The sequence below is a fragment of the Brevibacillus sp. AY1 genome, assembly GCF_029870785.1.
Taxonomy (GTDB): Bacteria; Bacillota; Bacilli; order Brevibacillales; family Brevibacillaceae; genus Brevibacillus; species Brevibacillus invocatus.
Map to the genome: position 1 here is coordinate 172,053 of NZ_JAFLPN010000001.1, position 24,922 is coordinate 196,974.

Annotated in this window: 22 protein-coding genes and 6 tRNA genes; 26 read left to right on the forward strand and 2 right to left on the reverse strand. The window is 49.5% G+C overall.

What is annotated here, in order from left to right:
* The first annotated feature begins 59 nt into the window (after positions 1–59).
* From JZI27_RS00910 to JZI27_RS00995, 18 genes are all read left to right on the forward strand, one after another.
* On the forward strand, positions 60–458 hold the full coding sequence (locus tag JZI27_RS00910; RefSeq protein WP_122907191.1) for a cytidine deaminase: 399 nt from the start codon (positions 60–62) through the stop codon (positions 456–458).
* On the forward strand, positions 451–1,368 hold the full coding sequence (gene era / locus JZI27_RS00915; protein ID WP_122907190.1) for a GTPase Era: 918 nt from the start codon (positions 451–453) through the stop codon (positions 1,366–1,368). The genes JZI27_RS00910 and era overlap by 8 nt, the downstream gene beginning before the upstream one ends.
* 104 nt (positions 1,369–1,472) lie before the next feature.
* Positions 1,473–1,628 carry a YqzL family protein gene (locus JZI27_RS00920; RefSeq protein WP_122907189.1) on the forward strand — a complete coding sequence of 52 codons (156 nt, stop codon included), beginning with the start codon at positions 1,473–1,475 and terminating at the stop codon, positions 1,626–1,628.
* Positions 1,619–2,383 carry a DNA repair protein RecO gene (recO, locus tag JZI27_RS00925; RefSeq protein WP_122907188.1) on the forward strand — a complete coding sequence of 255 codons (765 nt, stop codon included), beginning with the start codon at positions 1,619–1,621 and terminating at the stop codon, positions 2,381–2,383. Before JZI27_RS00920 ends, recO begins: the two co-directional genes overlap by 10 nt.
* 392 nt (positions 2,384–2,775) lie before the next feature.
* The gene (gene glyQ / locus JZI27_RS00930; RefSeq protein ID WP_122907187.1) at positions 2,776–3,681 is read left to right on the forward strand and encodes a glycine--tRNA ligase subunit alpha; all 906 of its coding nucleotides are present in this window, start codon (positions 2,776–2,778) and stop codon (positions 3,679–3,681) included.
* Complete coding sequence (glyS, locus tag JZI27_RS00935) at positions 3,674–5,746, forward strand: glycine--tRNA ligase subunit beta (protein ID WP_280206305.1); 2,073 nt, start codon at positions 3,674–3,676, stop codon at positions 5,744–5,746. The genes glyQ and glyS overlap by 8 nt, the downstream gene beginning before the upstream one ends.
* A gap of 198 nt (positions 5,747–5,944) precedes the next feature.
* On the forward strand, positions 5,945–6,583 hold the full coding sequence (gene ccpN, locus JZI27_RS00940) for a transcriptional regulator CcpN (RefSeq protein WP_280206774.1): 639 nt from the start codon (positions 5,945–5,947) through the stop codon (positions 6,581–6,583).
* A gap of 11 nt (positions 6,584–6,594) precedes the next feature.
* Entirely contained in the window at positions 6,595–7,431 is an 837-nt protein-coding gene (locus JZI27_RS00945) for a pyruvate, water dikinase regulatory protein (protein ID WP_122907184.1), read from the forward strand.
* A 194-nt stretch (positions 7,432–7,625) separates the two neighbouring features.
* Positions 7,626–9,494 carry a DNA primase gene (dnaG, locus tag JZI27_RS00950; RefSeq protein ID WP_251243582.1) on the forward strand — a complete coding sequence of 623 codons (1,869 nt, stop codon included), beginning with the start codon at positions 7,626–7,628 and terminating at the stop codon, positions 9,492–9,494.
* A 34-nt stretch (positions 9,495–9,528) separates the two neighbouring features.
* A complete protein-coding gene (rpoD, locus tag JZI27_RS00955; protein WP_122907182.1) occupies positions 9,529–10,653 on the forward strand; it encodes an RNA polymerase sigma factor RpoD in 1,125 nt (374 codons plus the stop codon).
* A 108-nt stretch (positions 10,654–10,761) separates the two neighbouring features.
* On the forward strand, positions 10,762–11,688 hold the full coding sequence (locus tag JZI27_RS00960) for a hypothetical protein (protein WP_122907181.1): 927 nt from the start codon (positions 10,762–10,764) through the stop codon (positions 11,686–11,688).
* Positions 11,689–11,727: 39 nt separating this feature from the next.
* Complete coding sequence (locus JZI27_RS00965; RefSeq protein ID WP_280206310.1) at positions 11,728–11,892, forward strand: hypothetical protein; 165 nt, start codon at positions 11,728–11,730, stop codon at positions 11,890–11,892.
* Positions 11,893–12,049: 157 nt separating this feature from the next.
* Complete coding sequence (locus JZI27_RS00970) at positions 12,050–13,192, forward strand: acyl-CoA dehydrogenase (protein ID WP_280206312.1); 1,143 nt, start codon at positions 12,050–12,052, stop codon at positions 13,190–13,192.
* Positions 13,193–13,332: 140 nt separating this feature from the next.
* Positions 13,333–14,079, forward strand: coding sequence for a tRNA (adenine(22)-N(1))-methyltransferase (locus tag JZI27_RS00975; protein WP_122907179.1), 747 nt, complete (start codon positions 13,333–13,335; stop codon positions 14,077–14,079).
* Positions 14,043–15,158 (forward strand): Nif3-like dinuclear metal center hexameric protein, encoded by a 1,116-nt coding sequence (locus JZI27_RS00980; protein ID WP_280206315.1) that lies wholly within the window; start codon positions 14,043–14,045, stop codon positions 15,156–15,158. The genes JZI27_RS00975 and JZI27_RS00980 overlap by 37 nt, the downstream gene beginning before the upstream one ends.
* Before the next feature lie 38 nt (positions 15,159–15,196).
* Entirely contained in the window at positions 15,197–17,203 is a 2,007-nt protein-coding gene (locus JZI27_RS00985) for an S-layer homology domain-containing protein (RefSeq protein ID WP_057133849.1), read from the forward strand.
* A complete protein-coding gene (locus tag JZI27_RS00990) occupies positions 17,200–18,699 on the forward strand; it encodes a S41 family peptidase (protein ID WP_280206319.1) in 1,500 nt (499 codons plus the stop codon). The genes JZI27_RS00985 and JZI27_RS00990 overlap by 4 nt, the downstream gene beginning before the upstream one ends.
* Before the next feature lie 145 nt (positions 18,700–18,844).
* Positions 18,845–20,347, forward strand: a complete 1,503-nt coding sequence (locus JZI27_RS00995) for an alkaline phosphatase family protein (protein ID WP_251247968.1) — start codon at positions 18,845–18,847, stop codon at positions 20,345–20,347.
* Here JZI27_RS00995 and JZI27_RS01000 read toward each other — a convergent pair.
* Positions 20,295–20,984, reverse strand: coding sequence for an endonuclease/exonuclease/phosphatase family protein (locus JZI27_RS01000; protein WP_348521352.1), 690 nt, complete (start codon positions 20,982–20,984; stop codon positions 20,295–20,297). The two genes, JZI27_RS00995 and JZI27_RS01000, sit on opposite strands and share 53 nt — an antisense overlap.
* A 162-nt stretch (positions 20,985–21,146) precedes the next feature.
* On the opposite strand from JZI27_RS01000, the gene JZI27_RS01005 reads away from it, so the two are divergent.
* The 8 genes from JZI27_RS01005 (at position 21,147) to mnmL (ending at position 24,039) form a co-directional block, all read left to right on the forward strand.
* Positions 21,147–21,237, forward strand: a tRNA-Ser gene (locus tag JZI27_RS01005).
* 31 nt (positions 21,238–21,268) lie between these two features.
* Positions 21,269–21,345: transfer RNA gene (locus tag JZI27_RS01010), tRNA-Met, on the forward strand.
* 4 nt (positions 21,346–21,349) lie between these two features.
* Positions 21,350–21,423, forward strand: a tRNA-Trp gene (locus tag JZI27_RS01015).
* A gap of 37 nt (positions 21,424–21,460) precedes the next feature.
* Positions 21,461–21,536, forward strand: a tRNA-His gene (locus JZI27_RS01020).
* 6 nt (positions 21,537–21,542) lie between these two features.
* A tRNA-Cys gene (locus JZI27_RS01025) sits at positions 21,543–21,616 on the forward strand.
* 5 nt (positions 21,617–21,621) lie between these two features.
* Positions 21,622–21,698, forward strand: a tRNA-Arg gene (locus JZI27_RS01030).
* Between the two features lie 278 nt (positions 21,699–21,976).
* The gene (locus JZI27_RS01035; protein ID WP_122907175.1) at positions 21,977–22,744 is read left to right on the forward strand and encodes a tetratricopeptide repeat protein; all 768 of its coding nucleotides are present in this window, start codon (positions 21,977–21,979) and stop codon (positions 22,742–22,744) included.
* Between the two features lie 323 nt (positions 22,745–23,067).
* Complete coding sequence (gene mnmL / locus JZI27_RS01040; RefSeq protein WP_057133843.1) at positions 23,068–24,039, forward strand: tRNA modification radical SAM protein MnmL/YtqA; 972 nt, start codon at positions 23,068–23,070, stop codon at positions 24,037–24,039.
* 120 nt (positions 24,040–24,159) lie between these two features.
* On the opposite strand, the gene JZI27_RS01045 is transcribed toward mnmL, so the two are convergent.
* Positions 24,160–24,897, reverse strand: coding sequence for a glycerophosphodiester phosphodiesterase (locus tag JZI27_RS01045; protein ID WP_057133893.1), 738 nt, complete (start codon positions 24,895–24,897; stop codon positions 24,160–24,162).
* Between the last annotated feature and the right edge of the window lie 25 nt (positions 24,898–24,922).

Genomic DNA, 24,922 nt, shown 5'->3' on the forward strand with positions numbered 1-24,922 from the left:
TTCTTGGTGTCTTTTGAAAGACTTGTTCATATATACTCTATCGATGAGGAATGATGAGAATGGATAAACAAGCTTTGATGGCAAAAGCGCTGGAAGCTAGAGGATTGGCGTATGTTCCTTACTCCCAGTTTCCTGTTGGTGCAGCCTTGCTGACAGGAGAGGGGAAGGTCTATCTGGGGGGCAATATCGAAAACGCTGCATACTCTCTGTGCAATTGTGCAGAGCGAACAGCACTTTTCAAAGCGTATTCAGAAGGAGAGCGTGACTTTACTGCATTGGCTGTAGCAGCCGATACGCCGGGACCGGTCTCTCCCTGCGGAGCGTGCCGCCAGGTGATGGCAGAGCTTTGTCCGCCGCAAATGCCAGTATTTTTAACGAATTTGAACGGAGAAGTCACGGAAACGACTGTATCTGCCCTGCTGCCAGGGGCTTTCACCAAGGAGGATTTACGTGGATAACCGCAAGACAAAACAATCATTTAAATCTGGCTTCGTCACTATTGTGGGAAGGCCGAATGTAGGCAAGTCAACCTTGATCAATCACATGGTCGGTCAAAAAATTGCGATCATGTCCAACAAGCCGCAAACCACTCGCAACAAAATTACGGCTGTCCATACCACCGAAAAGGGCCAAGTGGTCTTTATCGATACCCCAGGTATCCACAAGCCGAAATCCAAGCTCGGGGACTACATGGTCTCTGTAGCGGAGAACACCTTGAACGAAGTAGATCTGGTCTTGTTTGTTGTGGACGCTACAGAAAAACGGGGAGCAGGCGATGAATACATCATCGAGCGTCTCAAGCAAGTGAAGACGCCTGTATTCTTGATCATCAATAAAATTGACAAGGTGCATCCGGAAGCTTTGCTCCCGATCATCGACGACTATCGCCAGTTGCATGATTTCAAACAGATCATCCCGATTTCCGCCCTGGAAGGGAACAACACCAGCTCCCTGTCTGAAGCGATCTTTGATGAGATGCAGGAAGGTCCGATGTACTACCCTGCCGATCAGGTCACAGACCACCCAGAGCGCTTCGTCGTGGCCGAGCTCATCCGGGAGAAGGTTCTTCATCTGACGAGAGAAGAGGTCCCTCACTCGATTGCGGTCGTCGTAGAAGAGATGAAGCGTGGAGAAAATGGCAAGACTCTGTATATCTACGCCGCCATCTATGTAGAGCGGGATTCGCAAAAAGGAATTCTGATCGGAGAGAAGGGCCAGATGCTCAAGGAGATCGGTCGCCGTGCTCGCCATGACATTGAGCGATTGATGGGCGACAAGGTCTTCTTGGAAGTGTGGATCAAGGTGAAGAAAGACTGGCGCAATCAAGAGCGGATGCTGCGCAACTTTGGTTTTTACAACGAAGAATAAAAGACCTTGCTAAAGGTGAAATTTTTCCAACGGATAGAATAACGGGCATAGGTGATTCTAAGAAGGAAGTGGATCTTAGCCGAAACGGGAAAGGATGATGCTCCATGCTTCGTGACTTTTCTTGGAGAGTTTTCGCTTCAACCGGTGATATCCAGGCTTACCTTCTGTACCGTGATCACCATCAAACAGCTAGTCCAGATGAGGAGGACGCGTTTGATTTCGCCCAGAACGAATTGGGTGAGTCGCAGGCATGCTTGTAAAGTGGGAAGGCATTGTGATCCGCAGTGTAGACTACGGAGAGTCTAGCAAGGTTGTAACATTGTTTACCCGGGAGCACGGCAAACTGGCCATCATGGTGCGCGGAGCCAAAAAGGCGAAGAGCCGCCTGGCCGCCGTCTCCCAGCTATTTACTCACGGCTATTACTTGTGCAAGGCTGGACCAGGTGCAGGAATGCCTGATCTCTCACAAGGAGATATCGTGGACTCGTTTCGTGACCTTCGGCAGAGCCTGAATGAGACGGCGTATGCCGCATACATAGCGGAACTGTTGGACCGGTTGACACACGAACGTGAAGCAAATCCCTTTTTATTTCAATTGTTGCTTCATACCTTTCGTTATCTCGACGAAGGGCGGGATGCGGAGATTCTCTGTCGCATTTTTGAAACAAAAATGCTTCAGGTGGCAGGGATATCTCCGCAGCTTTCCTATTGCACGAATTGCGGTGAACAAAGGGAACCGTATACGATCAGCATTACCCAAGGCGGCTTGTTGTGTCCGGTGTGCTCGCCATCTGATCCGTATGCGCGAGCGGTTACTCCTTCTACCTGGAAGCTATTGCGGCTGTTCCAGGTCTTTGATTTGGAGCGACTGGGAGAAATCGAGGTAAAGCCCGCGACACGCAGCCAGATGAAGCATATTTTGCGCAGCTTTATGGACGAACATCTCGATCTCCGCCTGAAAAGTCGCTCGTTTCTGGAACAGCTGGAACGCATGCAGATGCCTAATAGCGATTAATTGACAGATGGAATTCTTTCCGTTATGATAAGTACCAAATTGGATCATCGATATTGCCATGAAGGAAAAGAGTAGTCGGCCACTGGTTGTGAAAAGCGAATCGGGAAGAGTGAGAGCCCGGTCACCATGCAGATGAAGGGCGTTCCGGAGCAATTTTTAGGAAAGTGGGCGAGGCTAGAAGCTTCGTCAAGTAGGGTGGAACCGCGAGAATCCTCTCGTCCCTACACGGTCTTGTACAGACGGTGTAGGCGGCGAGAGGTTTTATTTTACTATCGGAAAGTTTAAGTGCGCTAAAGCGCTAAAAAGATTAGCGGAAGATAGTATAAGTGCAACTAAGGCTCCGCCAAAAGCTTGGCCGTAGCCAAGTTTTCTAATATTGAGGAGGAAAGAGCATGAAAATGACGTTTCAAGACATCATTTTGACCCTGCAAAACTTTTGGGCCAAGCAAAATTGCCTGATCGTGCAGCCGTATGACGTAGAAAAAGGTGCGGGTACACTGAACCCGATGACATTCCTTCGTTCGATCGGGCCTGAGCCTTGGAATGTGGCGTATGTGGAGCCTTCCCGTCGACCTGCGGATGGTCGCTACGGAGAAAACCCGAACCGTCTTTACCAGCATCACCAGTTTCAGGTCATCATGAAGCCGTCACCGGACAACATCCAGGAGCTCTATCTGGAGAGCTTGCGTGAGCTCGGCATTGATCCGCTTGAGCATGACATTCGATTTGTGGAAGACAACTGGGAGCATCCTGGTCTTGGTGCTTGGGGACTCGGCTGGGAGGTATGGCTCGATGGGATGGAGATTACCCAATTTACGTACTTCCAGCAGGTAGGGGGTCTGGAGTGCAAGCCCGTAGCAGTCGAACTGACGTACGGACTGGAGCGTCTCGCTTCCTACATTCAGGAGAAGGAAAATGTGTTTGAACTGGAATGGGTGAACGGCTATACCTATGGTGACGTCTTCCTGCAGCCGGAGTACGAGCACTCCAAATACACGTTCGAGCTCTCGGATGTGGACATGCTGTTCCAGCTTTACAATACGTATGAGGCCGAAGCGAAGCGCCTGATGAAAGAGCGTCTTGTATACCCGGCTTATGATTATGTGCTGAAATGCTCCCATACCTTTAATCTGCTGGATGCCCGCGGTGCGATCAGTGTAACTGAGCGTACAGGATATATTGCCCGCGTCCGCAACCTGTCCCGCGAAGTCGCTCAGACCTATTACGCAGAGCGTGAGCGACTTGGCTTCCCACTGCTGGAAAAAGGAAAGGCGAAAGGAGAGGGTTCGCATGAGTAAGCGCGATTTGCTGTTGGAGATTGGTTTGGAAGAAATGCCGGCTCGCTTTGTTGCTCAGGCGGCAGCTCAGTTTAAAGAAAAAGTGGAAAAATGGCTAGCTCAGGAGCGTTTGCCATTTGACCAGATCACGTCTTATGAAACACCTCGCCGATTCGCTGTACTGGTCAGCGGACTTGCTGAAAAACAGCCGGATCGCAATGATGAAGCAAAAGGGCCTGCTCGCAAAATTGCTCAGGATGAAGCTGGCAACTGGTCCAAGGCAGCTCAAGGCTTCGCTCGCAGCAACGCAGTAGAGGTCGACCAGCTGTATTTTAAAGAAGTGAACGGTGTGGAGTACATCCATGCGCGTAAGTCTGAAGCAGGAAAAGAAACCAAGGACCTTTTGCCACAGCTGAGCGATGTAATCGCGGGCATGAGCTTCCCGAAAAATATGCGCTGGGGTGCCAATGAACTGAAATACCTGCGCCCGATCCGCTGGATGGTCGCGTTGTTCGGAGAAGAGCTGATTGATCTGGAAATCGCGGGTGTACATGCTGGACGCATCACGCGCGGACATCGTTTTCTGGGGAAAGAAGTGGAGCTGGGCTCGCCTGACGAGTACGTAAGCAAGCTGGCGGAACAGTATGTTGTCGTCAATCCGGAGGAGCGCCGCGCTACCATCGTCGAGCAGATTCGCCGCATGGAGCAGGAGCAGGGCTGGAAAATTCCGATGGACGAAGGACTTCTGGACGAGGTGGTGCATCTCGTAGAATACCCGACAGCCTTGTTCGGTACCTTTGAGGAAGAATTCCTGTCTATCCCGCGTGAGGTGCTCGTTACCTCGATGCGTGAGCACCAGCGCTACTTCCCGGTGGAAAACGCCGAGGGGCAGTTGCTCAATCATTTTGTGACTGTGCGCAACGGAGACAGCCGTGCACTGGAAAACGTAGCGAAAGGGAATGAGAAGGTGCTTCGTGCACGCCTCTCCGATGCCCGCTTCTTCTATGAAGAAGACCAGAAGCTGTCGATTGAGAGCTGCACCAAGCGACTGGAATCCATCGTGTTCCATGAAGAGCTGGGCACGATCGGAGACAAAGTGCGCCGTGTCCGCAAGACAGCCGCTCAAATCGCCGACAAGCTTGCCATCAGCCAGGCGGAAGCCCAACAGGTCGATCGCATCGCCGAAATCGCCAAGTTTGACCTGGTGACGAATATGGTGGGCGAATTCCCTGAACTGCAAGGCATCATGGGTGAGGATTACGCGCGCAAGGCAAAAGAAAGCGATGTAGTGGCACGCGGTGTGTTTGAACACTATCTGCCTCGCTTTGCCGGTGACCAGATGCCAGGTTCCACCCAAGGTGCTATCGTCAGCATGGCAGATAAACTGGATACGATTGTGGGTTGCTTTGCGATTGGCATTGTCCCAACAGGCTCCCAGGACCCTTACGGACTCCGTCGCATGGCCGCAGGTATCGTCTCGATTCTGATCGAACGCAACTGGACACTATCCCTTGAACAGCTCTGGGACGCTGCTCTTTCCGCTTATGCTGAACAAGGTGTCAACAAGCGCACGGCAGACGAGGTAAAGAAAGATCTGATCGACTTCTTTGCACTGCGCCTGAAAAATGTCCTGCAGGAGAACGGCATTCGCTATGACGTTATAGATGCGGTCCTCTCTGCTAATGTCTCTTTGGTACCAGCTGTTTTGGCCAAAGCGAAAGCGCTCATGGCTGCTGTTGCTTCTGATGAGGAGTACAAACTCATCGTCGAACAGTTTAACCGCGTCAACAACCTCGCGCAAAAAGCGACAGCTGACGATGTGAACGAGTCATTGTTCGCAGAACAGGTCGAGCGCGATCTGTATACCGCCTACCAATCCGTTAGTAAAGAAATAGAAAGCTTGGATGATCAGGAGAAGGTGCTTGCATCGCTGGCAACGCTCAAAGAACCGATCAAATCCTTCTTCGACCAAGTCATGGTCATGGCTGAGGACCCGGCTGTACGTGCCAACAGACTCGGCTTGCTGCTGAGACTGTCCCGCCTGATTTTCGGTTACGCGGATTTCGCCAAACTCGTTTTTGCCTAATTGAACAGACCTGCCTCCGCCAAATTTCGAGCGGGGGCAGCTTTTTGTGAAAAACGTCTCGACGTTTTTCATTAAATATAGACATCGCTTGCGATCAGCCAAAATGGTCTTGACCGTTTTTGCTGTGAAAGAAGGAAAATCTGCACGAATAGAGTAATACTAGGAGAAGGTAACAGGATAGAACCGGGGTGATTAACCATCGAGCTTACCAAGCGACAAGAGCAGATCTTACAAATAGTGAAGGATGATGGACCGATTACGGGAGAGCAGATTGCAGATCGGCTCCACCTGACTCGTGCAACCTTGCGTCCCGATCTCTCCATCCTTACCATGTCAGGGTATTTAGAAGCCAGACCAAGGGTCGGGTATTTTTATGCCGGACGACCCGCAAGCTCGGTTATTAGTGAACGTCTTCACAAGCTTCGCGTCAACGAATATAAAGCGATGCCGATTGTTGTTTCCGAATCAGCCTCCGCTTACGATGCGATCGTGACCTTGTTCCTGGAGGATGTGGGCACGCTGTTCGTCGTCAACCAAAAGGGGTATTTGGCAGGGGTGATCTCACGCAAGGATTTGCTGCGAGCTTCACTCGGGAACAAGACGCTGGAGGATGTACCCGTCAGCATCATCATGTCGAGAATGCCCAACATCATTACCTGTGGGCCAGATGAGACCCTCTTTTCAGCTGCCAAGAAGTTGATCGATTTCCAGATTGACTCCTTGCCAGTCGTACACCCAAGTGCAGAGGATCCGAGGAATATGGAGCTGACCGGACGTGTCACCAAAACGACGATTGCCAAAGCTTTTGTGGAGTTGGGTAGCGAACCGAAAGTGTAGGAGGAGAAGCGATGCTAGGAAACCAACAAGGACAACTCATCTACGTGGTCTCAGACTCCATCGGTGAGACAGCCGAGCTTGTTGTTCGCGCAGGAGCCAGTCAGTTTGACCGATTTAGTATTGATGTGCAGAAGTATCCCTACATTGAAGATAAAGAATCGATTGACGAAATCATTGCATCGGCCAGAGAATCCAAAGCGATGATCGTCTTCACCCTCGTCATCCCGGAATTGAATGCCTACATCATCGAGCAGGCTGCAAAATACGGAATTCCGGCGATCGATGTCATGGGGCCAGTCATGCATACGCTTCAAAACATGCTGCAGGAGCCGCCGACTGGCAAGCCTGGGCTTGTTCGCAGACTGGACGAAGAGTATTTCCGCAAAGTCGACGCCATCGAATTCGCTGTCAAATACGATGACGGTCGCGACCCGCGTGGACTTTTGCGAGCAGACGTGGTGCTGATCGGAGTATCGCGCACTTCCAAAACGCCTTTATCCATGTACCTGGCAAACAAAAGACTGAAGGTAGCAAACGTGCCGCTGGTTCCAGAAGTAGACCCGCCACAGGAGCTGTTCGAGTTGCCTCCTGAGCGCTGTATCGGGCTGACCATCAATCCGGAGCAGTTGAACGGCATTCGTACAGAGAGGTTAAAAGCACTAGGACTAACTGCTCAGGCGAATTACGCGAATTTGGATCGAATTGCCGAGGAGCTTGCGTATTCCAAGCGAATTATCGAACGTCTTGGTTGTCCTGTCATTGATGTGTCCAACAAGGCGGTAGAGGAAACAGCCAACATCATTTTGGAGATCATTCGCAAAAATAACATGCGAAGAGACAAGAAATAGGTCGAAGGAAGGATTTTGGCGTTTTTTGTAGAAATGATGATGGAGTAAGACTCCCAAGGCTGATGGGAATGCGTTTACCGCTTGCTGAAATGTGGCAAAGTAGAAATGTAGAAAAGAAGTGTGAACCAAAGAAGGAAATTGACGAATTTTGACGAATAACTTATTCTGCGATTCTCCTTAAAAGGTGGATAGAGATGGCTGGTCACACTTCCGATGAGTTTGTCAATCAAGTGCGTTCCGCTGTCGACATCATTGATGTTGTAGGAGAGTACGTGCAACTGAAAAAAAGCGGTCGTGCCTATCTGGGGTTATGCCCGTTTCACTCAGAAAAGAGTCCTTCCTTCAACGTGAATGCAGAGCGACAGTTTTATCATTGCTTTGGTTGTGGAGCAGGTGGGGATGTCTTTTCCTTTTTAATGAACCTGGAGCAGCTGACGTTTCCGGAAGCCCTGCACAAGCTGGCAGATCGTGCCGGAATACCGATGCCCGAGCTCCAGTCGAAGCATGAAGAGGACTCGCCTGAAAAACGTTTGAAGCATCTGATGCAGGAAGCGCATCAGCTCGCGTCCAAGCTGTACCAATACGTGCTGACAGAGACGCCGTATGGGGTGGATGCGATGAAGTACCTCACCCAGCGCGGGATGTCCATGAAAACCGTGTCCGAATATCAGATTGGCTTTGCCCCGGATTCCTGGGATTTCCTCACACAGTTTTTGAAGAAAAGAAATTTTTCTCTCGATGTGATGGTGGAAGCAGGGCTGTTAGCCAAGAGTGATGGAGGCAAGATTTTTGACCGTTTTCGGGGCCGCGTGATGTTTCCAATCCATGATTCACAGGGCAACGTCATTGGATTTGGCGGAAGAATGCTCGACACTTCGCAAGCCAAATCACAGCCGAAGTATCTGAACAGCCCGGAAAGCGTACTGTTTAACAAAAGCGCTACCCTGTTCAATTTGCACCGTGCCCGCCCATACATAAGAAAGAAGAAGCAGGCATTGTTGTTTGAAGGGTATGTTGACGTCGTGTCAGCATGGCAGGCCGGGTTTACAACAGGTGTTGCCACATTGGGGACGGCTTTGACCGAACAACAAGCCCGTATCATTCGACGCAATGTGGATTCCGTTGTACTGTGCTACGACGGTGATGCCGCTGGTCAGGAAGCAACCAGCAAAGCGATTCACATCTTGCAGCAAGCTGGATTGACCGTACGTGTGGCGCCATTGCCACAGGGCACAGACCCGGATGATTACATTCGTCAGCATGGAGCGGATGCCTTTTCGCAGCAGGTTTTGCTGCAAGCCATGCCAGTAACTGCTTTTCGATTGAAACATTTACGGGGACAAATCGTAATAAACGATGAGACAGACAAAGCCCGCTTTATTGCGAAGGCACTAGAAATCATTAATGATCTGGACAGCCCAATCGAAAGGGATCTGTACCAGCGCCAATTGGCGGAAGAGCATTCACTCTCCCTCAATGATTTAAAATGGGAGTCCAAACGTGTTTTTAGGCAACAAAAAAGTGATCGGCAAAGGGATAAAGTAGAGCCAGCATGGAATAATAGTATAAATAATGGCAAAGTTACGCTCGCGAAATCATTGCCACCCGCTTACTTTACGGCAGAGCGAATGCTACTTTACTACATGATGCGCAACGAAGACATTGCTACTCGCGTCCAACAAGAGTGTAACGCCCATTTTCAGGTGGACGAACACGATGCATTGGCCGCGTACTTGTACGCCTATTACGCAGAGGGAAACCCTGAGGACCCTGGAAGGTTTATACATTATGTGCAGGACGATTCATTAAAGCAATTAGCCTCGGGATTGGCCATGATGGAGTGCAAGGAAGACGTATCTGATTTAGAGATAGGCGACTACATCAAACAAGTGAATAACTACCCGAAGCGTGCCGAGTTGGAACGATTGCGCGAAGAGCAGCGGAGCTTACACCTCCAAGCGACCGCAGCGGACAGCGAGGATGCGCGCAAACAACTGGAAATTCAAGCAGCCGTTACAGGGATGAAGATTCTTGAATTGGAAAATGCTTTAAAAGAAGGGTAGCTTCCGATCATTCCCGGGGAAGGAGGGATAGTAGATGAACAAACAAAACATCACTTCTGACATGGAAGCAATGTCCATCGAACAAGTGAAGGAACAATTAGTCGAATTAGGTAAGAAAAGAGGCGCGTTGTCGTTCAAGGAAATTACGAATCGCCTTGCTGGTTTTGAACAAGATTCGGATCAGATGGATGAGTTTTTTGAATATCTGGGCGATCAGGGAATCGAGATAAACAACGAGAGCGAAGACGATGATGAACCCCATGAGATGCAGTTGAAAGACGAAGACAACGATGAATTCGACTTCGATGATCTCTCCGTTCCACCTGGAATCAAGATCAATGACCCTGTACGTATGTATCTGAAGGAAATTGGTCGTGTTCCTCTGCTTTCCGCTGAAGAGGAGATTAAACTGGCTCTGCGTATTGAGCAAGGTGACGAAGAAGCAAAGCGTCGCCTGGCTGAGGCCAACCTGCGTTTGGTTGTCTCGATCGCGAAGCGTTACGTAGGACGCGGTATGCTTTTCCTTGATTTGATTCAAGAAGGAAATATGGGTCTGATCAAGGCGGTAGAGAAGTTTGATTATCGCAAGGGCTTCAAGTTCAGTACGTATGCCACTTGGTGGATTCGCCAAGCCATTACGCGTGCGATTGCCGACCAGGCACGTACGATTCGGATTCCGGTGCACATGGTGGAAACGATCAACAAGCTCATACGTGTTTCCAGACAGCTGCTGCAGGAATTGGGCAGGGAACCCATGCCCGAAGAAATTGCTGAAAAAATGGATCTGACGCCAGAGAAAGTTCGCGAAATTATGAAGATCGCACAGGAGCCTGTGTCGTTGGAAACACCAATTGGGGAAGAAGACGATTCACACCTGGGAGATTTTATCGAAGATCAGGATGCGCTCGAGCCTTCCGATGCTGCGGCTTATGAGTTGTTGAAAGAGCAGCTGGAAGACGTGCTGGATACGCTGACAGATCGCGAAGAAAACGTACTTCGCTTGCGGTTTGGATTGGATGACGGTCGTACCCGTACATTAGAAGAAGTGGGGAAAGTGTTTGGCGTTACGCGTGAGCGCATTCGTCAAATCGAGGCAAAGGCCTTGAGAAAACTTCGCCATCCGAGTAGAAGCAAACGCTTAAAAGATTTCCTCGAATAACCGATATAAGGTATGTGGCCTACGTACAGCCGACGTAGGCTTTTATTTTTCTATCGGAATGTTTACATATGTAATGACGACAGTTCCGTCAATAAAGGAGGGGCCGCGTTGGAAGACCAGCGCAAACGAACCATCATAGCGGAAATTGAGAATTGGCGGCGCAATCATCTGCTGCCTGAACATTACTGCATTTTCCTTTTAAACCTGTATACAGAAGGGGATCGACCAGCTACTCCGGTCACCACGGGTAAGCAAGGAAAAAGCGGGACTGATTCGTCAGTTGCTCGACCAGGAAAAACCACCGGTACAGGGAGTGCGACGGATGTAGCCTATGCGTATGCGAGACGGGAGGTTTCTCCAGTTACCGGAAAAATGATCCTGGCTTGGCTAGTCGGCGCCTTTATTATCGCTGGTTTGATCTTACTTGCTTTTCATTTTAACCGTTTTCAAACCCCAATGCAAATTACCATCTTTGCTTGTTTTGCACTCGTTTTCTATATACTGGCATTTGTTTTTCGCCGTTCGCAGGTGCCTTTGACCCATCTTTTTCTCGGATTATGCTTCCTGATTTTAATTTGGGGAGGCATCTACAGCATCCTCCAGTTGAATGGCTCCCTTGCCTTTATCCTGATCTATCTCGGCATCCTCTGCGTCTTTTTATGCGCGAACGCTTTTGTCTTCGGCTTTACCTATTTGCTTTATTGCGGTATGCTCGGTTTGGCTTTGCTTTATGGGATCGCAACGAAGGACCGGGTAGGGGAGGAATATACCTGGTGGCTGGCTGAGCTGTATTGGGTACCTCTGGCCGCTATCCTGACAGGACTTGGATTCATGATGCATCAAGCGAATCCGAAATGGGCTGGCGTATTTTCCATATGCGGACTGCTCTGCTTCTTTGGTGCGGAAATTCAGTCCTTGTACATCCCCGATGCCTTGCGGGACTTGATTCAGCTGTTGCTGTTTATCAAAGTGTTTTTGGCTTCTGCCTTCTTTTTCTTCACAAGAGGGTACTGGTATGCTTGGCTGAGACTGTAGCGCCTGAGCATGACATCATGCAAGACAGAGGTGACGCAAGTGGATAACAAGTGGATGGTATTGATTGGTGTCCTGTTGGCTGGCTTTTTCCTTGGGGCCGAAACAGTAGGATTCATGATTGGATTTCGTACTTACAATGTAGGTTACATATTGGCAGCAATCTCTTTTTTGGGAGCCATGATCTTGGGAACACGCCGCAATTAGGCGTGTTTTTTCGTTTGTCCTAAAATGGATGAAGGAAAAAACAACACATCTGGGAAACAATGGTGTATAATAGGGATACAATTCTGAACAAACGCTCAGTCGAAATCTTGAAATCCTTGTCCAACCTATGCTAAAGCGTTTACATGGAGGGGTATGAATGAACTGCGATTTGACTTCTGAACAAAAAATGCTAAAAAAAGTCATGAAGGAATTTGCGGATGAGGTAGTGGCTCCTGGTGCAGATGAACGTGATCAAACCAAGCAATTTCCTGTTCATATTTTTCGGCAGCTTGCTGATCTGAACATGATGGGGCTACCTTTTCCAGAAAAATACGGCGGGGCTGGTGCAGATGCCATCAGTTTCGCGATTGTGGTGGAGGAATTGAGCCGTGCTTGCGGTTCGACGGGAATCACCTATTCTGCGCATATATCCTTGGGTGGAGCCCCGTTGCATTTGTTCGGCACGGAGGAGCAAAAAGAGAAATACTTGAGCAAAATATGCAGTGGTGAGAGCATGGGTGCTTTTGGGCTGACAGAGCCGAATGCGGGCTCCGATGCAGGCGGAACCAAGACGACAGCGGAGCTTCAGGGAGACGAGTGGGTGATCAATGGCTCCAAATGCTTCATTACCAACGCTTCTTATGCGTCTTTCCTCGCATTGACGGCTGTTACGGAAAAAGAGAAGGGCTCTCGTGGGATTACAGCGTTTATCGTGCCGACGGATGCACCAGGCTTTTCAGTGCTGGCTAATTATGACAAGCTTGGCTTGCATAGCTCCAACACCACAGAGCTGGTATTGGAGAATATACGGATTCCAGAAGAGAATATCCTGGGCAAGCAAGGTGAGGGCTTCAAACAGTTCTTGATTACCTTGGATGGCGGTCGGATCGGTATTGGAGCGATGGCCGTCGGAATCGCTCAGGCAGCGTACGAAAAGGCACTGCAATACGCCAAACAGCGAACCGCTTTTGGAAATACGCTAAGCCATTTTCAGGCAATTCAGCACAAGCTGTCGGATATGGCGATGCAGATTGAATTGGCGCGCAATATGGTGTACAAAGCAGCATGGTTGAAAGAAAACGGCAGGCGCTTTACCAAAGAAGCGGCGATGGCAAAGCTGTACGCTTCTGAGGTGGCGATGTCGATCACGCATCAGGCGATCCAGATACACGGTGGTTACGGCTATATGCGTGAATATCAAGTGGAGCGCTTTTTCCGCGATGCAAGACTTTTGGAAATAGGAGAAGGCACTTCTGAAATTCTGCGCAATGTCATTGCTCGAGAAATCGGCTGTTCGTAAATATTCGAAGCTAAGCGTCCCTGCCATGTATGAAATGGCAGGGATTTTGTCGTTATATGGCTATGAAAAGGGGGGAATTATGATTGGGCAATGACGAGCAAATAGGGTAAAATATAGGATATGGAAGGTGGAAATTGACGATGACATTTGTAACAATTTCAAAGCGGCTAGAGACGATTGCCCGCTATTGTCCTAAAGGAGCCCGCGTCGCCGACATCGGATCGGATCATGCGTTGTTGGCTTCTTATTTACTTGTAGAGGATATTGCCAGCTTCGTGATTGCCGGTGAATTGAACGAAGGACCTTATCAGGCAGCCTTGAAGCAAATACATACCTTGCAGATACGAGACCGTGCTTCTGTGCGAAAAGGAGATGGCTTGGCGGTTATCAACCCTGGGGAAGTAGAGGTAGTCTGCATCGCCGGGATGGGTGGACAGCTGATTGCCTCCATATTAGAAAATGGAAAAGAAAAATTGACAGGTGTAAAAAGGTTGATTTTGCAGCCAAATGTAGGGGAAGAGCTGGTGAGACACTGGTTTTTGGAAAACGAATGGCAACTCGTAAGCGAAACCATATTGGAGGAAGACGGTATTCTTTATGAGATCCTGGTAGCAGAGCGTGGAGATGCCAATGCGCCTTATGCACAAACGGATCGGACTCTGGAAGAGCTGGTTCGCATCGGCCCATTTCTCTGGCAGGAGAAGCCGCCTCAGCTGCATACCAAATGGCAGCATGAAAGAGAGAAGTGGACCAAAGTACGGACTCAGCTTGAGCGTTCAGATAAACCAGAAGCCAAAGAGCGCTTAAAGCAAATCGAGAGCGAAATTGAATGGATAGATGGGGTGTTAGCATGTTTGCACATGGACAAACAGTCATTCAAGAAGTAGAGCGTCTGGCTCCCAAAGCCTTGGCGATGGAAGGCGATAAAATCGGGTTGCACGTAGGTACTTTGCAAAAAAAGGTAAAAAAGGTCATGATCGCGCTGGACGTACTCGAATCCGTCGTGGATGAGGCGATTGCCGAAGGTGTGGATCTGATCGTGGCGCACCACGCTGTGATTTACCGTCCATTGAAAAATATCCGTACCGATCTTGCAGCGGGACGTGTTTTCGAAAAGCTGATCAAGCATGATATCGCCGTATATACAGCGCATACCAATCTGGATGTGGCAGTAGGGGGCATGAACGACTGGCTGGCTGAAGCGATCGGTTTGGCTGATGTCGAGGTGCTGGATGTTCTTCATCGCGATGCGTGGAAAAAGCTGGTTGTTTACGTTCCAAAGAGCCACCGAGATGCCGTCTTCCAAGCCGTCTGCGGCGCTGGGGCGGGGAAGGTCGGTAATTACGATCACTGCTCTTTCCAGGTGGAGGGAGTGGGTACCTTCTTGCCCTCTGAAGGAACACAGCCTTTCATCGGAACGCAAGGAAAGCTGGAAAAGGTGGAAGAGGTGCGAATGGAGCTAATTATGCCTGCATCTCGTCAATCGGCCGTCATCAAGGCGATGCTTTCTGCTCACCCGTATGAGGAAGTCGCGTACGATATCATTCCGCTGGATATGCCAGGTACAGGCTATGGAATCGGAAGAATCGGCAACCTTCCACAGCCGATGAGCCTTAGAGAGCTGGCCGAGCTGGTCAAGCAGCGTTTTTCTTTGATGGGCGTGCGTGTTGTCGGAGATCTGGATGGTACGATTAAAAAGGTTGCTGTCGTCGGTGGCGATGGAAGCTCATTTGCGTCCAAAGCGATTTTCCGCGGAGCGGATGCTTACCTGACCGGGGATATCGGCTATCATACGGCACATGATGCCCAGGCAGATGGTCTGTCCATCATCGATGCGGGGCATAACATTGAGAAGATCATGAAGGATAAACTATCCGCCTACTTGCAGGAACGTCTGAAGGAGCATGGATACGAGACGGAGGTCATCGCCTCTCGTACACATACCGATCCATTCCAATTTATTTAACAGAACGGCCTACCAACCGAATAGTAGGAGGATTTCATGTGCGAAAACGAATACTGACGTTTGCGTGTGGGGTACTTGTCACAAGTATGCTCACAATCACCCCTGGCGTGGCTTCTGCTGCTGGGGGCTTTCTTCCCTACGACGATATCAGCAAGCATTGGGCACGCTCATCCATCATTCGAGGTGTTGAGGCTGGCTTGTTTGCTGCAGGTAGCAAGGTTCCTCACTTCTACCCCAATCGGGAAATGACCCGTGCGGAATTTGTGGCAATGCTGGACCGCGTATACCAGGGCGGCCAATATCAGCTATACCCGCTGACATTCCTGTCCGAACATGCGGAATTGTCGAAAGGGGAAGGCTTTGCCGAACCTTATCTGCCTTATAAAGACGTGGATCGCCTTACGTGGATGTACGGCCCGACTCTGCGCGTTTCCTTTTTGCTGGATCGGCTTTACGGTCCAGGCTCGATCCAGACGGTCTTTCCTGGCGAAAATATGAGTCCAAATCAAGCCATCTCTCAGGACGAGGCAGCCAAGTTGCTGCTGATGTTCACGATGGGAGAGGACAGCTCGCTTGCATTGGAGGAAGTAAAAAGCTGGGGATGGCTGGAAGGAGAAAAGAACGACAAGCTGAAACGAGGGGAAGCAGCAGCTGCCGCAGACCGTTTGATTCAGTATCTGATGCAGGACCCGATTCTTCCTTTGCTTGACTACGACGGTCAAAAGTTTCCGATGGTTCCAGAGATTCAGGATGTATTTCCGCTATTTGCAACCTACACCGCTCAGAAATCGGTGGAAGAACAAAAGTATGTGGACGCTGTTGATGCGATTATCAATCAAATGGATTCCGAGCAGACGTACAGCGATTTGCGCAAATTGGAGACAAGATCCTTTCCGAACCAGATTGGCGCTCACTACTATCTGAGCTGGGACCCGAACATTACGCTCGAAGACAATCTGAATGAAGCCTTTCTGGCAATCGACGCGTATTTCGAGGATAAAATCATCCTGCCGGAAACGCTGCAATTGCTTAGCGCAAACGTCTATGATCTTGCGCTGCAGATGGGTTCTTCAGATTCCAAAATATATGGCAAGGTATTGGAACGGCTCTCTACCTACGAGTCAAAAGTAAAGGAAGACACGGATGAATGGGAATCGCTTGTGATCTATCTTGCTGCTTTGGAAATAAAGGCGGGGAAGATCGACGATGCATTGACCAGATATCGTTCATTCGCTGCTGAAAACCATGAGGCGCTGACCAATGTGACGTACTATTTGATCGCACAGGACCGCATGGCTGAAGCGGAAGAGCTGGTCACATCTCTGTCGCCTTACAAAAATGATACGCGGATGGTGCAGCTGGTGAAGCTGCTGAAGCAAGATATTTCTTCGTTAAAGGAGCAGTCCGCTATTGCTCTGGATCTCGCCTACAGCCTGCGCAAAATGGACAGAGCGTCCACCATGCAGGTCAAGGGAGAGTCTGTACTCAGCGGCTACCTGTTCAAGTACACGCAAGATATCGATCGGGAAAAGAAAGCTAGTCGGACCACCGGATACTTCCAATCTCCTTATAAACGAATTTTGGACCCCATGGACTCTTACACCGATACGAAGGAAAGAATCCATTACACCTATGATTCTGAAAGTGAGCAATGGGTAAAAAACCGGATAAACAAACTCGACTTTTTGCATGAATGGGTGGGTGCCAAAAACATCAACGAGCGGATTCGCGATCTGAATGCCCGCTATTACAAGCAGTCCTATGGACGCTACGACGTCATCACGGAATGGATACCACGGCCGTTTTTGGAAGAAAAGGGACGTCAGGTAGTGTTGGGAAAAGGCAAAATCTTGAGCGCACCATTGTACATGAACAAGTACTATATCGACCGTGAAAGTGATCAATTGATTCAACATTTCTGGCGGTACGAAGAAATTTACGAAAGCCAGGAATACGTAGCCTACTCTGGTACGGACATCTACGAGTACAATGCCAACGTAAAAGTCACGATTCCTGAGCAGGTAAAAAATGAGGTGAGTCGATGAAGAGAATCTCGCACATTCTCCTGGCAGCGGTCATGTTCTTGAGCCTCGCACTGTCCGTGTCCGCCGAACAGCCGTCCTTTACGGAGACAGAAGAGGTATTCTGGAATATCATGGAAAGTCATCTCAGCAGACCGGATGAAAAGCAATTGATACAGGGGGCTTTGCAGCTAGCGAGCAAAATGGCAGAAGAGGAAAAACAGATGAAACTGCTGTATTCTTCCGAAGATGATACGCTCCATGAACTGGAGCGGCGATTGGCGGAATGGCAACGAAAGGGAGGGCTTGACGCCACGACGCTCAACTACTGGGCGATCAATGGGATGCTGGAGAGCCTGGACGATCCTCATAGCGTATTTTTTACCTATGATGAGCTTCGATACTTTCAATCCAGTGTGGAAAATGAATTTGTCGGATTTGGCTTTCGTCTGAGATTGCAGGATGGCGCTTTTATCATTCGTGAAATCGTAGCGGATTCACCAGCAGCAGCGTCTGAGCTTCAGCGAGGCGATCGAATCATCAAGGTAGATGATATTACACTTGAGGACAAGAGCTTTGAGGAAGCATACGCGTATCTCAAAGGTGCTGAGGGTAGCGAGGCGTTGTTGACGGTGTACCGTGCGTCCGAGAGCCGGGAATTGCAGGTGCGTCTGAAACGAGCCATGCTGACATTGCCTGAAGCAGAAGGACAGCTGTTTGCCAATGAACCGGTTGGCTATATTCGCTTGGAAACCTTTGGATCGGACGGGGCTTACCAGGTTCGTGATTACTTGACTGCATTTGCGCGAACAGGCAAGCCGCTCAAAGGGCTGATTCTTGATCTCAGGGATAACGGCGGTGGCTATCTGTCCTCGGCAAGAGATATTGCAAGCCTGTTTATGGAAGAGGGCCTGCTGATGTATACCACAAACCGCAATGGTGTGGAAGTGGAAACCTGGGTACGCAATGGAAGAGATATTGGCATGCCAGTTCGAATTCTGGTAAACGGCGGCTCCGCATCTGCGTCAGAACTTTTGGCTGGGGCATTGCGGGATCATGAGGTAGCTAAACTCGTCGGAACCAAAACGTATGGAAAAGGCAGTGCGCAGCAAGTCATGCTGCTCTCTGAAGGAGATGCACTCAAGCTGACGTTGAATGAGTACTTCACGCCGAAGCACACAGTCGTCAATCATGTGGGTCTGGAACCAGACATTGTCGTGGAGGATGATGCAGCGCAGGTGGTGGAAGCCCTGCAATCACTGGGAGTCAAATCGTTGCAGTTAAGCGACCAGGATGGGGATACCGTGATCAACGGCATTTTCTTCCCGACCGTACACCCTTTGTTCAAGCGAGAAAATGATGGCCTGAACATTCGTGCTGCCGTTCTTGCCCATCTGATTGATGAAGAAATAACCAGTGAAGAAGAATATATCCCGCTGGCGCCGTACCTGGAAGCAAACCCGTCGCTGAAGCTTGAACAATCAGGCAATAATCTGACCCTTTTCTATACAATGAAATAGGGAAATTCGCCCCTTTTGCCTCTTCGGTAAAGGGGGTTGCTTTTGTTTTGCGGGAATTGCATGGATTGAGGTTTTCACAATCAGGCGTATAGCATCCTTTCAACAATCAAACCCTAACAGTTGCGGCAAGAAAAAAGGACGAGGGGTGGCAGAGTTGAAAAAGGTTATTCTCTTCCTGATAGACTCTATGATGCCGGAAGTGCTCGAGCAATGCATCGCTGCCAAACAGGCGCCAGGATTACAGTTTCTGATGGAACGGGGACAGTATATTTCGGATTGTGTCACGGTTTTTCCGACCATGACAGCGTCGATTGACTGCTCGTTGATCACGGGAGTCTATCCGGACCGTCACAAGGTACCTGGCTTGGTCTGGTACGACCCCGAACAAAAGAAGATGGTGAACTATATTAACGGTTCTCTGCCGGTACAAAGGATCGGGCTTTCACATTGTGCTGGCAACGTCCTCTTTGATTTGAATGAACGGCATCTCAGCCGTGACGTGAAAACGATCCATGAGATCCTCGAGGAAAACAAGCTGGTGTCCGGATCCATCAACGTCATTGCACACCGCGGTCATAAACAGCACAAGGTACATATGCCACCAGTACTGGATGCTGCGACAGGCTTCAAGCTCAATGAAAAGGTGAGCGGGCCTACGATCATGAGCCTCGGTACACTGGTTCGGCCAGAGCTTTTTCGACCGATTACCTGGAATTTTGCCCAGTCTATGATGGAGAGCTACGGGATTAACGATACATATGCAATCGATGTCCTGATCGAAGTCCTCAAAAGCGGTAAGCAGCCCCACTTTACCTTGGTCTATCTGCCGGATAACGACCACAAGCTACATAAGTCACCGCATGAGGCTGTTTCCCATCTGGCGAAAGTAGATCAAGAATTGGCGCGGTTTCTCGACAGCTTTGAGACTTGGGAGCAAGCGTTGGAGAGGAACGTCATCCTTTTGATTAGTGATCATGGTCAAACGGTGATCGGGCAAAGCAAGGATCACAACATTTCACTGGATACCCTTCTAAACCATTTTTCCATTCATCGTTTGGGGGCGGAGCTGACAGATGATGTAGATGTCATCATTTGCAATAATGAGCGAATGACCTATTTGTACCCGGTTGGGAAGCATACCATTGAAACCGAGGTAGTGGAAGCTGTTACCCAGGACCCGCGCATCGATTTGATCGCCTGGAGAGAAGGGGAGCAGGTAGTCGTCAGGCGAGGTGGAGGTGATAAGACGCTTCGGTTTTGGAAAAATGGAAGCTGTACCGACATCTATGGGGTAGCATGGGGGATGGAAGGGGACATGAGTGTACTGGAACTGCAAGAAGATGGAGGGAAAATCCTGTTCAGCAGCTACCCGGATGCCTTTTCCCGTTTGTATGGCTCCTTATTTTCCCAATCATGTCCGGTCGTCGTCCTGACAGCTGCACCGGGGTATCAATTCCTATCGGAGCTATCCCCAACGCATCTGGGGGGCGGAAGTCACGGTTCGTTGCATAAACAGGATTCGCTCATCCCGCTGCTCATTGCAGGCGCGTCCAACCGCTTCGATGTACCTGCGCGACTAATCGATGTGCTATCCTTCATTTTACAGGAACTGGGTGTGGCCGTACCCGCCAGTCAAGCTCCGCGATGACCGGTACATGATCGGACCAAGCGATGTTTGAGAGTGTAAAATCATGTACCTGCCAATGTGGAGAGGCGAAGATGTAATCAAGCCGTCGGCGAAAAGCAGGCAAGGTAGGCAAGCTCTCCTTGCCTAGTTCCCATGCACAGTCACGCAGCAATGGAGCAAAGGTGATGTTTGGAGCATTAAAGTCGCCAAATAATAGCAGGGGAGTCTCCTGCTCTTGCCGGGCTAATGTCCTCAGCAGCTGGAGTTGAGAAGAGCGGCTTGTTGCCTGAAGACTACAGTGGGTATTCCAAACCAGGAATTCTCTTCCTTGCCAGACGAGTGATGCTTGAAGCAAGGTGCGTTTTTCTTTCTTTGCTGGCAAAAAGACTGTCTGGAAACGCGTGCAGGCAAGGCGAGTAAGAATGGCATTTCCATAAAAGCCATCCGCGATCTGGATTGACGGCGCAAACAGGAACTGATAGCGCAGCTGATCCGCAAGAAAGCGAGCTTGGTACCCGTATTTGCTGTTTTGGTGAACCTCCTGCAGGCAGATCACATCAGCGTTCCATTCTTGAAAACTTGCTGCCATTTGGTCCAGTCGCTTTCTCCAGAATAGATCACGACCACTGTGAATATTGTAACTAACAGCACGTATCATAAGGTTTCCTTTCAGTGGGAATGGGGGTGTGGGTTGGAAAGAACAGCTAATTATTTAGCATTTCCTGTTGCAATTCGTTTTAGCCTGTGCTATATTAAATTTCGTCGCCTCTAAAAGAAATGGAGCGGCAGTAGCGTACCTGATAAACGGTACATATCATATGGAGAGTTACCCAAGAGGCCGAAGGGGACGGTTTGCTAAACCGTTAGTATGCGCAAGCGTAGCGAGGGTTCGAATCCCTCACTCTCCGCCATATGTTTTCATACAATGGTTCCACGTTTTGCGGCGGCGTAGCTCAGCTGGCTAGAGCGTTCGGTTCATACCCGAAAGGTCGGGGGTTCGAGCCCCTCCACCGCTACCATTAGAGGGGCATAGTTTAAAGGTAGAACGAAGGTCTCCAAAACCTTTGGTGTGGGTTCGATTCCTACTGCCCCTGCCAATAAAAGGTTTGCAACCAATCATCAACATCGAACATGGCGGTCGTGGCGAAGGGGTTAACGCACCGGATTGTGGCTCCGGCACTCGTGGGTTCAAGTCCCATCGATCGCCCCATCTTACGGGAGTATAGCCAAGTGGTAAGGCACGGGTCTGCAAAACCTTCACCCCCGGTTCAAATCCGGGTACTCCCTCCAAAACTGTCCCAGTAGCTCAGCTGGATAGAGCATACGCCTTCTAAGCGTACGGTCGGGAGTTCGAATCTCTCCTGGGACGCCATCCTTAAGTCGGGATTGACAACTGTATAAACACAATAACGGGACTTCCTGCGTACTCAACTAATCAACTGAGTGCAAAGGATGTTATTTTTTTTCAATGTGTAGGAATGTTTAAATACGTCAATCAATACTTCGGTAAAACATGCTTCTAAAAGATGGTTAATCAGCCTGAATAAGCATCGATAGAGAATTTCTCAAGGAAGATCTGTTTCTTGTAGACGAGCTACCAGCTGAGAGCATTTGGTATCATCAAATACCTACAAAACGAAGGGGTGCGCTATGAGACGAATCACGTTATCCATGATCTTACTCGCATTGGTTATCACGATTGTTGGCTGTTCTCCGAAGGGCGATCCGAAAGAGACCTTGGAAGCATACTACGCAAATATCATAAACGAGGACTACAAAGCTGCTTACGCTATGCTTTTAGAGTCGGACAAGCAAGCCACGACGAGAGATGAGTTCGTTCAGTTTATGGAACTCAATGAGCAGTTAACAAAACTAAAAAAAGTTGAGGTCAAACAAGCTGAAAAGAACGGCGATACCGTCGTGTTTGATGTTATCGAGAATGGTCATGACGCTATCGAGAACAAGGATAAAGCTGCCACGGTCAAACGCTCGGTAACAGTGGAAAATGGCGAGTGGAAGGTAGCGGCAGAGGGACCGTACAAAAACATGATTGCGGACCGTATGGCCTGGATCGGAAATATGTATTTAAACGGGACCGGCGGCAAGACACTTAATCTGAACACTGCCGTCACTTGGTTCGAAGATGCGCTCGAGCAGGATCCTTCGTATTATCGCGCAAATTATGGACTAGCTGCAGCTTTAACGAAATTGCAGCTGTACGAAGAGGCTATAACTTATGCTCAAAAATACGTGGACGCTTCAAAGGACAATAAAGAGAAGTCAAGCGGTTTGAATATTTTAGGTATCTGCTACGATGTTACCGGGGAGCGCGAGAAAGCGAAAGAGGCATTTCAAAAAGCCGTCGAGCTGAATCCGGAAAACAAATCTGCGCAAAACAACCTGAATCAGTTCAAATAACTAGTTACTTAAAATCCATTTGAACAGCATTGCGGATCGCATGAAATAAAACAAGTCCTTCATCCCCCTGGGTATGCCAGACAAACATTTGGGCATTCAGGGGGATTTTCGTTTGGAGTTGACTGCCAACCCTTGCCCAGCTTTCCTCGGATTTTTACTGGAACCAAGGAACACAGGTTTGGTATAATGACTTGATGGTCGAACATAACATGATTCATTATCGGGAGCCAGGGAGATTCAATAAGCCTTGGTAGGCCCGCAGCGGCAGCTAGCAGAACAGTGGCTATGCGGACACAACAGCTGCGCGAGGAGGGAGCAATACGATGAGTACGACAAGCAAAGAAACGAACAACGATACTCCACTCTTGTGGGGAGACAAACGTTATCATACATGGAACTACCATTTGCGAGGCACCTTTCAGGAGAAAATCTTCAAGGTGCCTCTTGATGGAGGCTTTAGCTGCCCCAATCGGGATGGCAAGGTCGCTACAGGAGGATGTACCTTCTGCAGTGCCCGAGGTTCAGGGGACTTCGCCGGAGACCGACGCATGGATTTGGAGCGCCAGTTTCATGATGTGAAAAACAGGATGCATGAAAAATGGCCACAAGCCAAATATCTTGGATTTTTCCAGGCCTACACCAATACGTATGCACCTGTAGAAGAACTGCGTGAAATGTATGAGGTCATCCTGAAGCAAGAAGGTGTAGTCGGCCTATCGATCGCTACGCGACCCGATTGCCTGCCTGACGAGGTCGTAGAGTACCTGGCGGAGCTGAACGAGCGCACCTATTTGTGGGTGGAGCTGGGACTGCAGACGATCCATGAGCACACAGCGCAATTGATTAACCGGGCACATGATTATCAATGCTACCTGGATGCTGTGGAGAAGCTGCGTAAGCACAACATTCGCATCTGCTCGCACATCATTTACGGCCTTCCTGGGGAAACACACGAAGAAATGATGCAGACCGCCAATGCAGTCGCTCATCTCGACGTGCAGGGGATTAAGATTCACTTGCTTCATCTGTTGCGCAAAACGCCGATGGTGAAACAATATGAAGCTGGTTTGCTCGATTTCCTGTCTCAGGAGGAGTATACGAATCTGGTTGCAGACACGTTGGAGATTCTGCCGCCTGAAATGATTGTGCATCGCGTGACTGGCGACGGACCGCCGGATTTGTTGATCGGACCGATGTGGAGCCGCAAGAAGTGGGAAGTGCTGAACGGTATCGATGCAGAATTGAAGCGCCGTAATAGCTGGCAAGGGAAGTTTTATGTCCCTGATGCCAATTAAACGGAGCAAAAAGAAATAGCTTTCCTGTTTGCCTGCTTGCTGGGCAATGAGGAGAGCTATTTTTCTTATGGAGCGCCATAAACATGGTGGCCGAAAGCATCCCGGCAGCGGAATTCGATGTTACTGCACGCGCAGACTTCTAGCTACCTTCCGTGCTCGCCCCGGGTAGTTGGTGATGATCCCGTCTACTCCCATTCGGAAGGACTCTTTCATCTCACGTTCGTTGTTAACAGTCCAGGCGATGACGGGAAATCCGTGCTCGTGTGCTTGTTTGACCAGATCAGGACTCAGCTGGTCCAGGGGTACATGAAGCTCATCCGTCTGGTAACGCGTGGCGATGTCCCAAGGTGCTGGAAGTGATCCGACATAGAGCAGAGCAGTAGCCTGGAAGGGGTCCAGTTCCTTGATTCGGGCCAGGCTGTCAAAATTGAAGGATGAGATCACGGTCCTTTCAGAAAGTTGATAGCGTCGAATGAGTTCAATGAGTTTTTCTTCCAGCTGAGGCTGTGGATAGAGCAAATTTTTCATTTCAATGCTAAAGCAGAGGGAAGAATCTGAAAACTGTTGAAAAACCTCACGCAAGGTTGGGATGCGTGCTTTCGGCAAATGCTGGGGGGAGTCCTTATCCGCTCGAAATTGGCGCAGCTCACTCAGGGTGTGGTGGCTGACAAGTCCGGAGCCGTTGGTGGTTCGGTCAAGGCGATGGTCGTGGATGACGACAACCTTGCCATCTTTCGTCAATTGCACATCACATTCAATTCCATCTGCTCGTTTTTTTACAGCAGCCTGGAAGGATTCCATGGTATTTTCCGGATATTGACCGGAGGCGCCACGATGGGCATAAATGATGGGGGACATCTGAGGCTTCCTCCTTTCAAGTGCG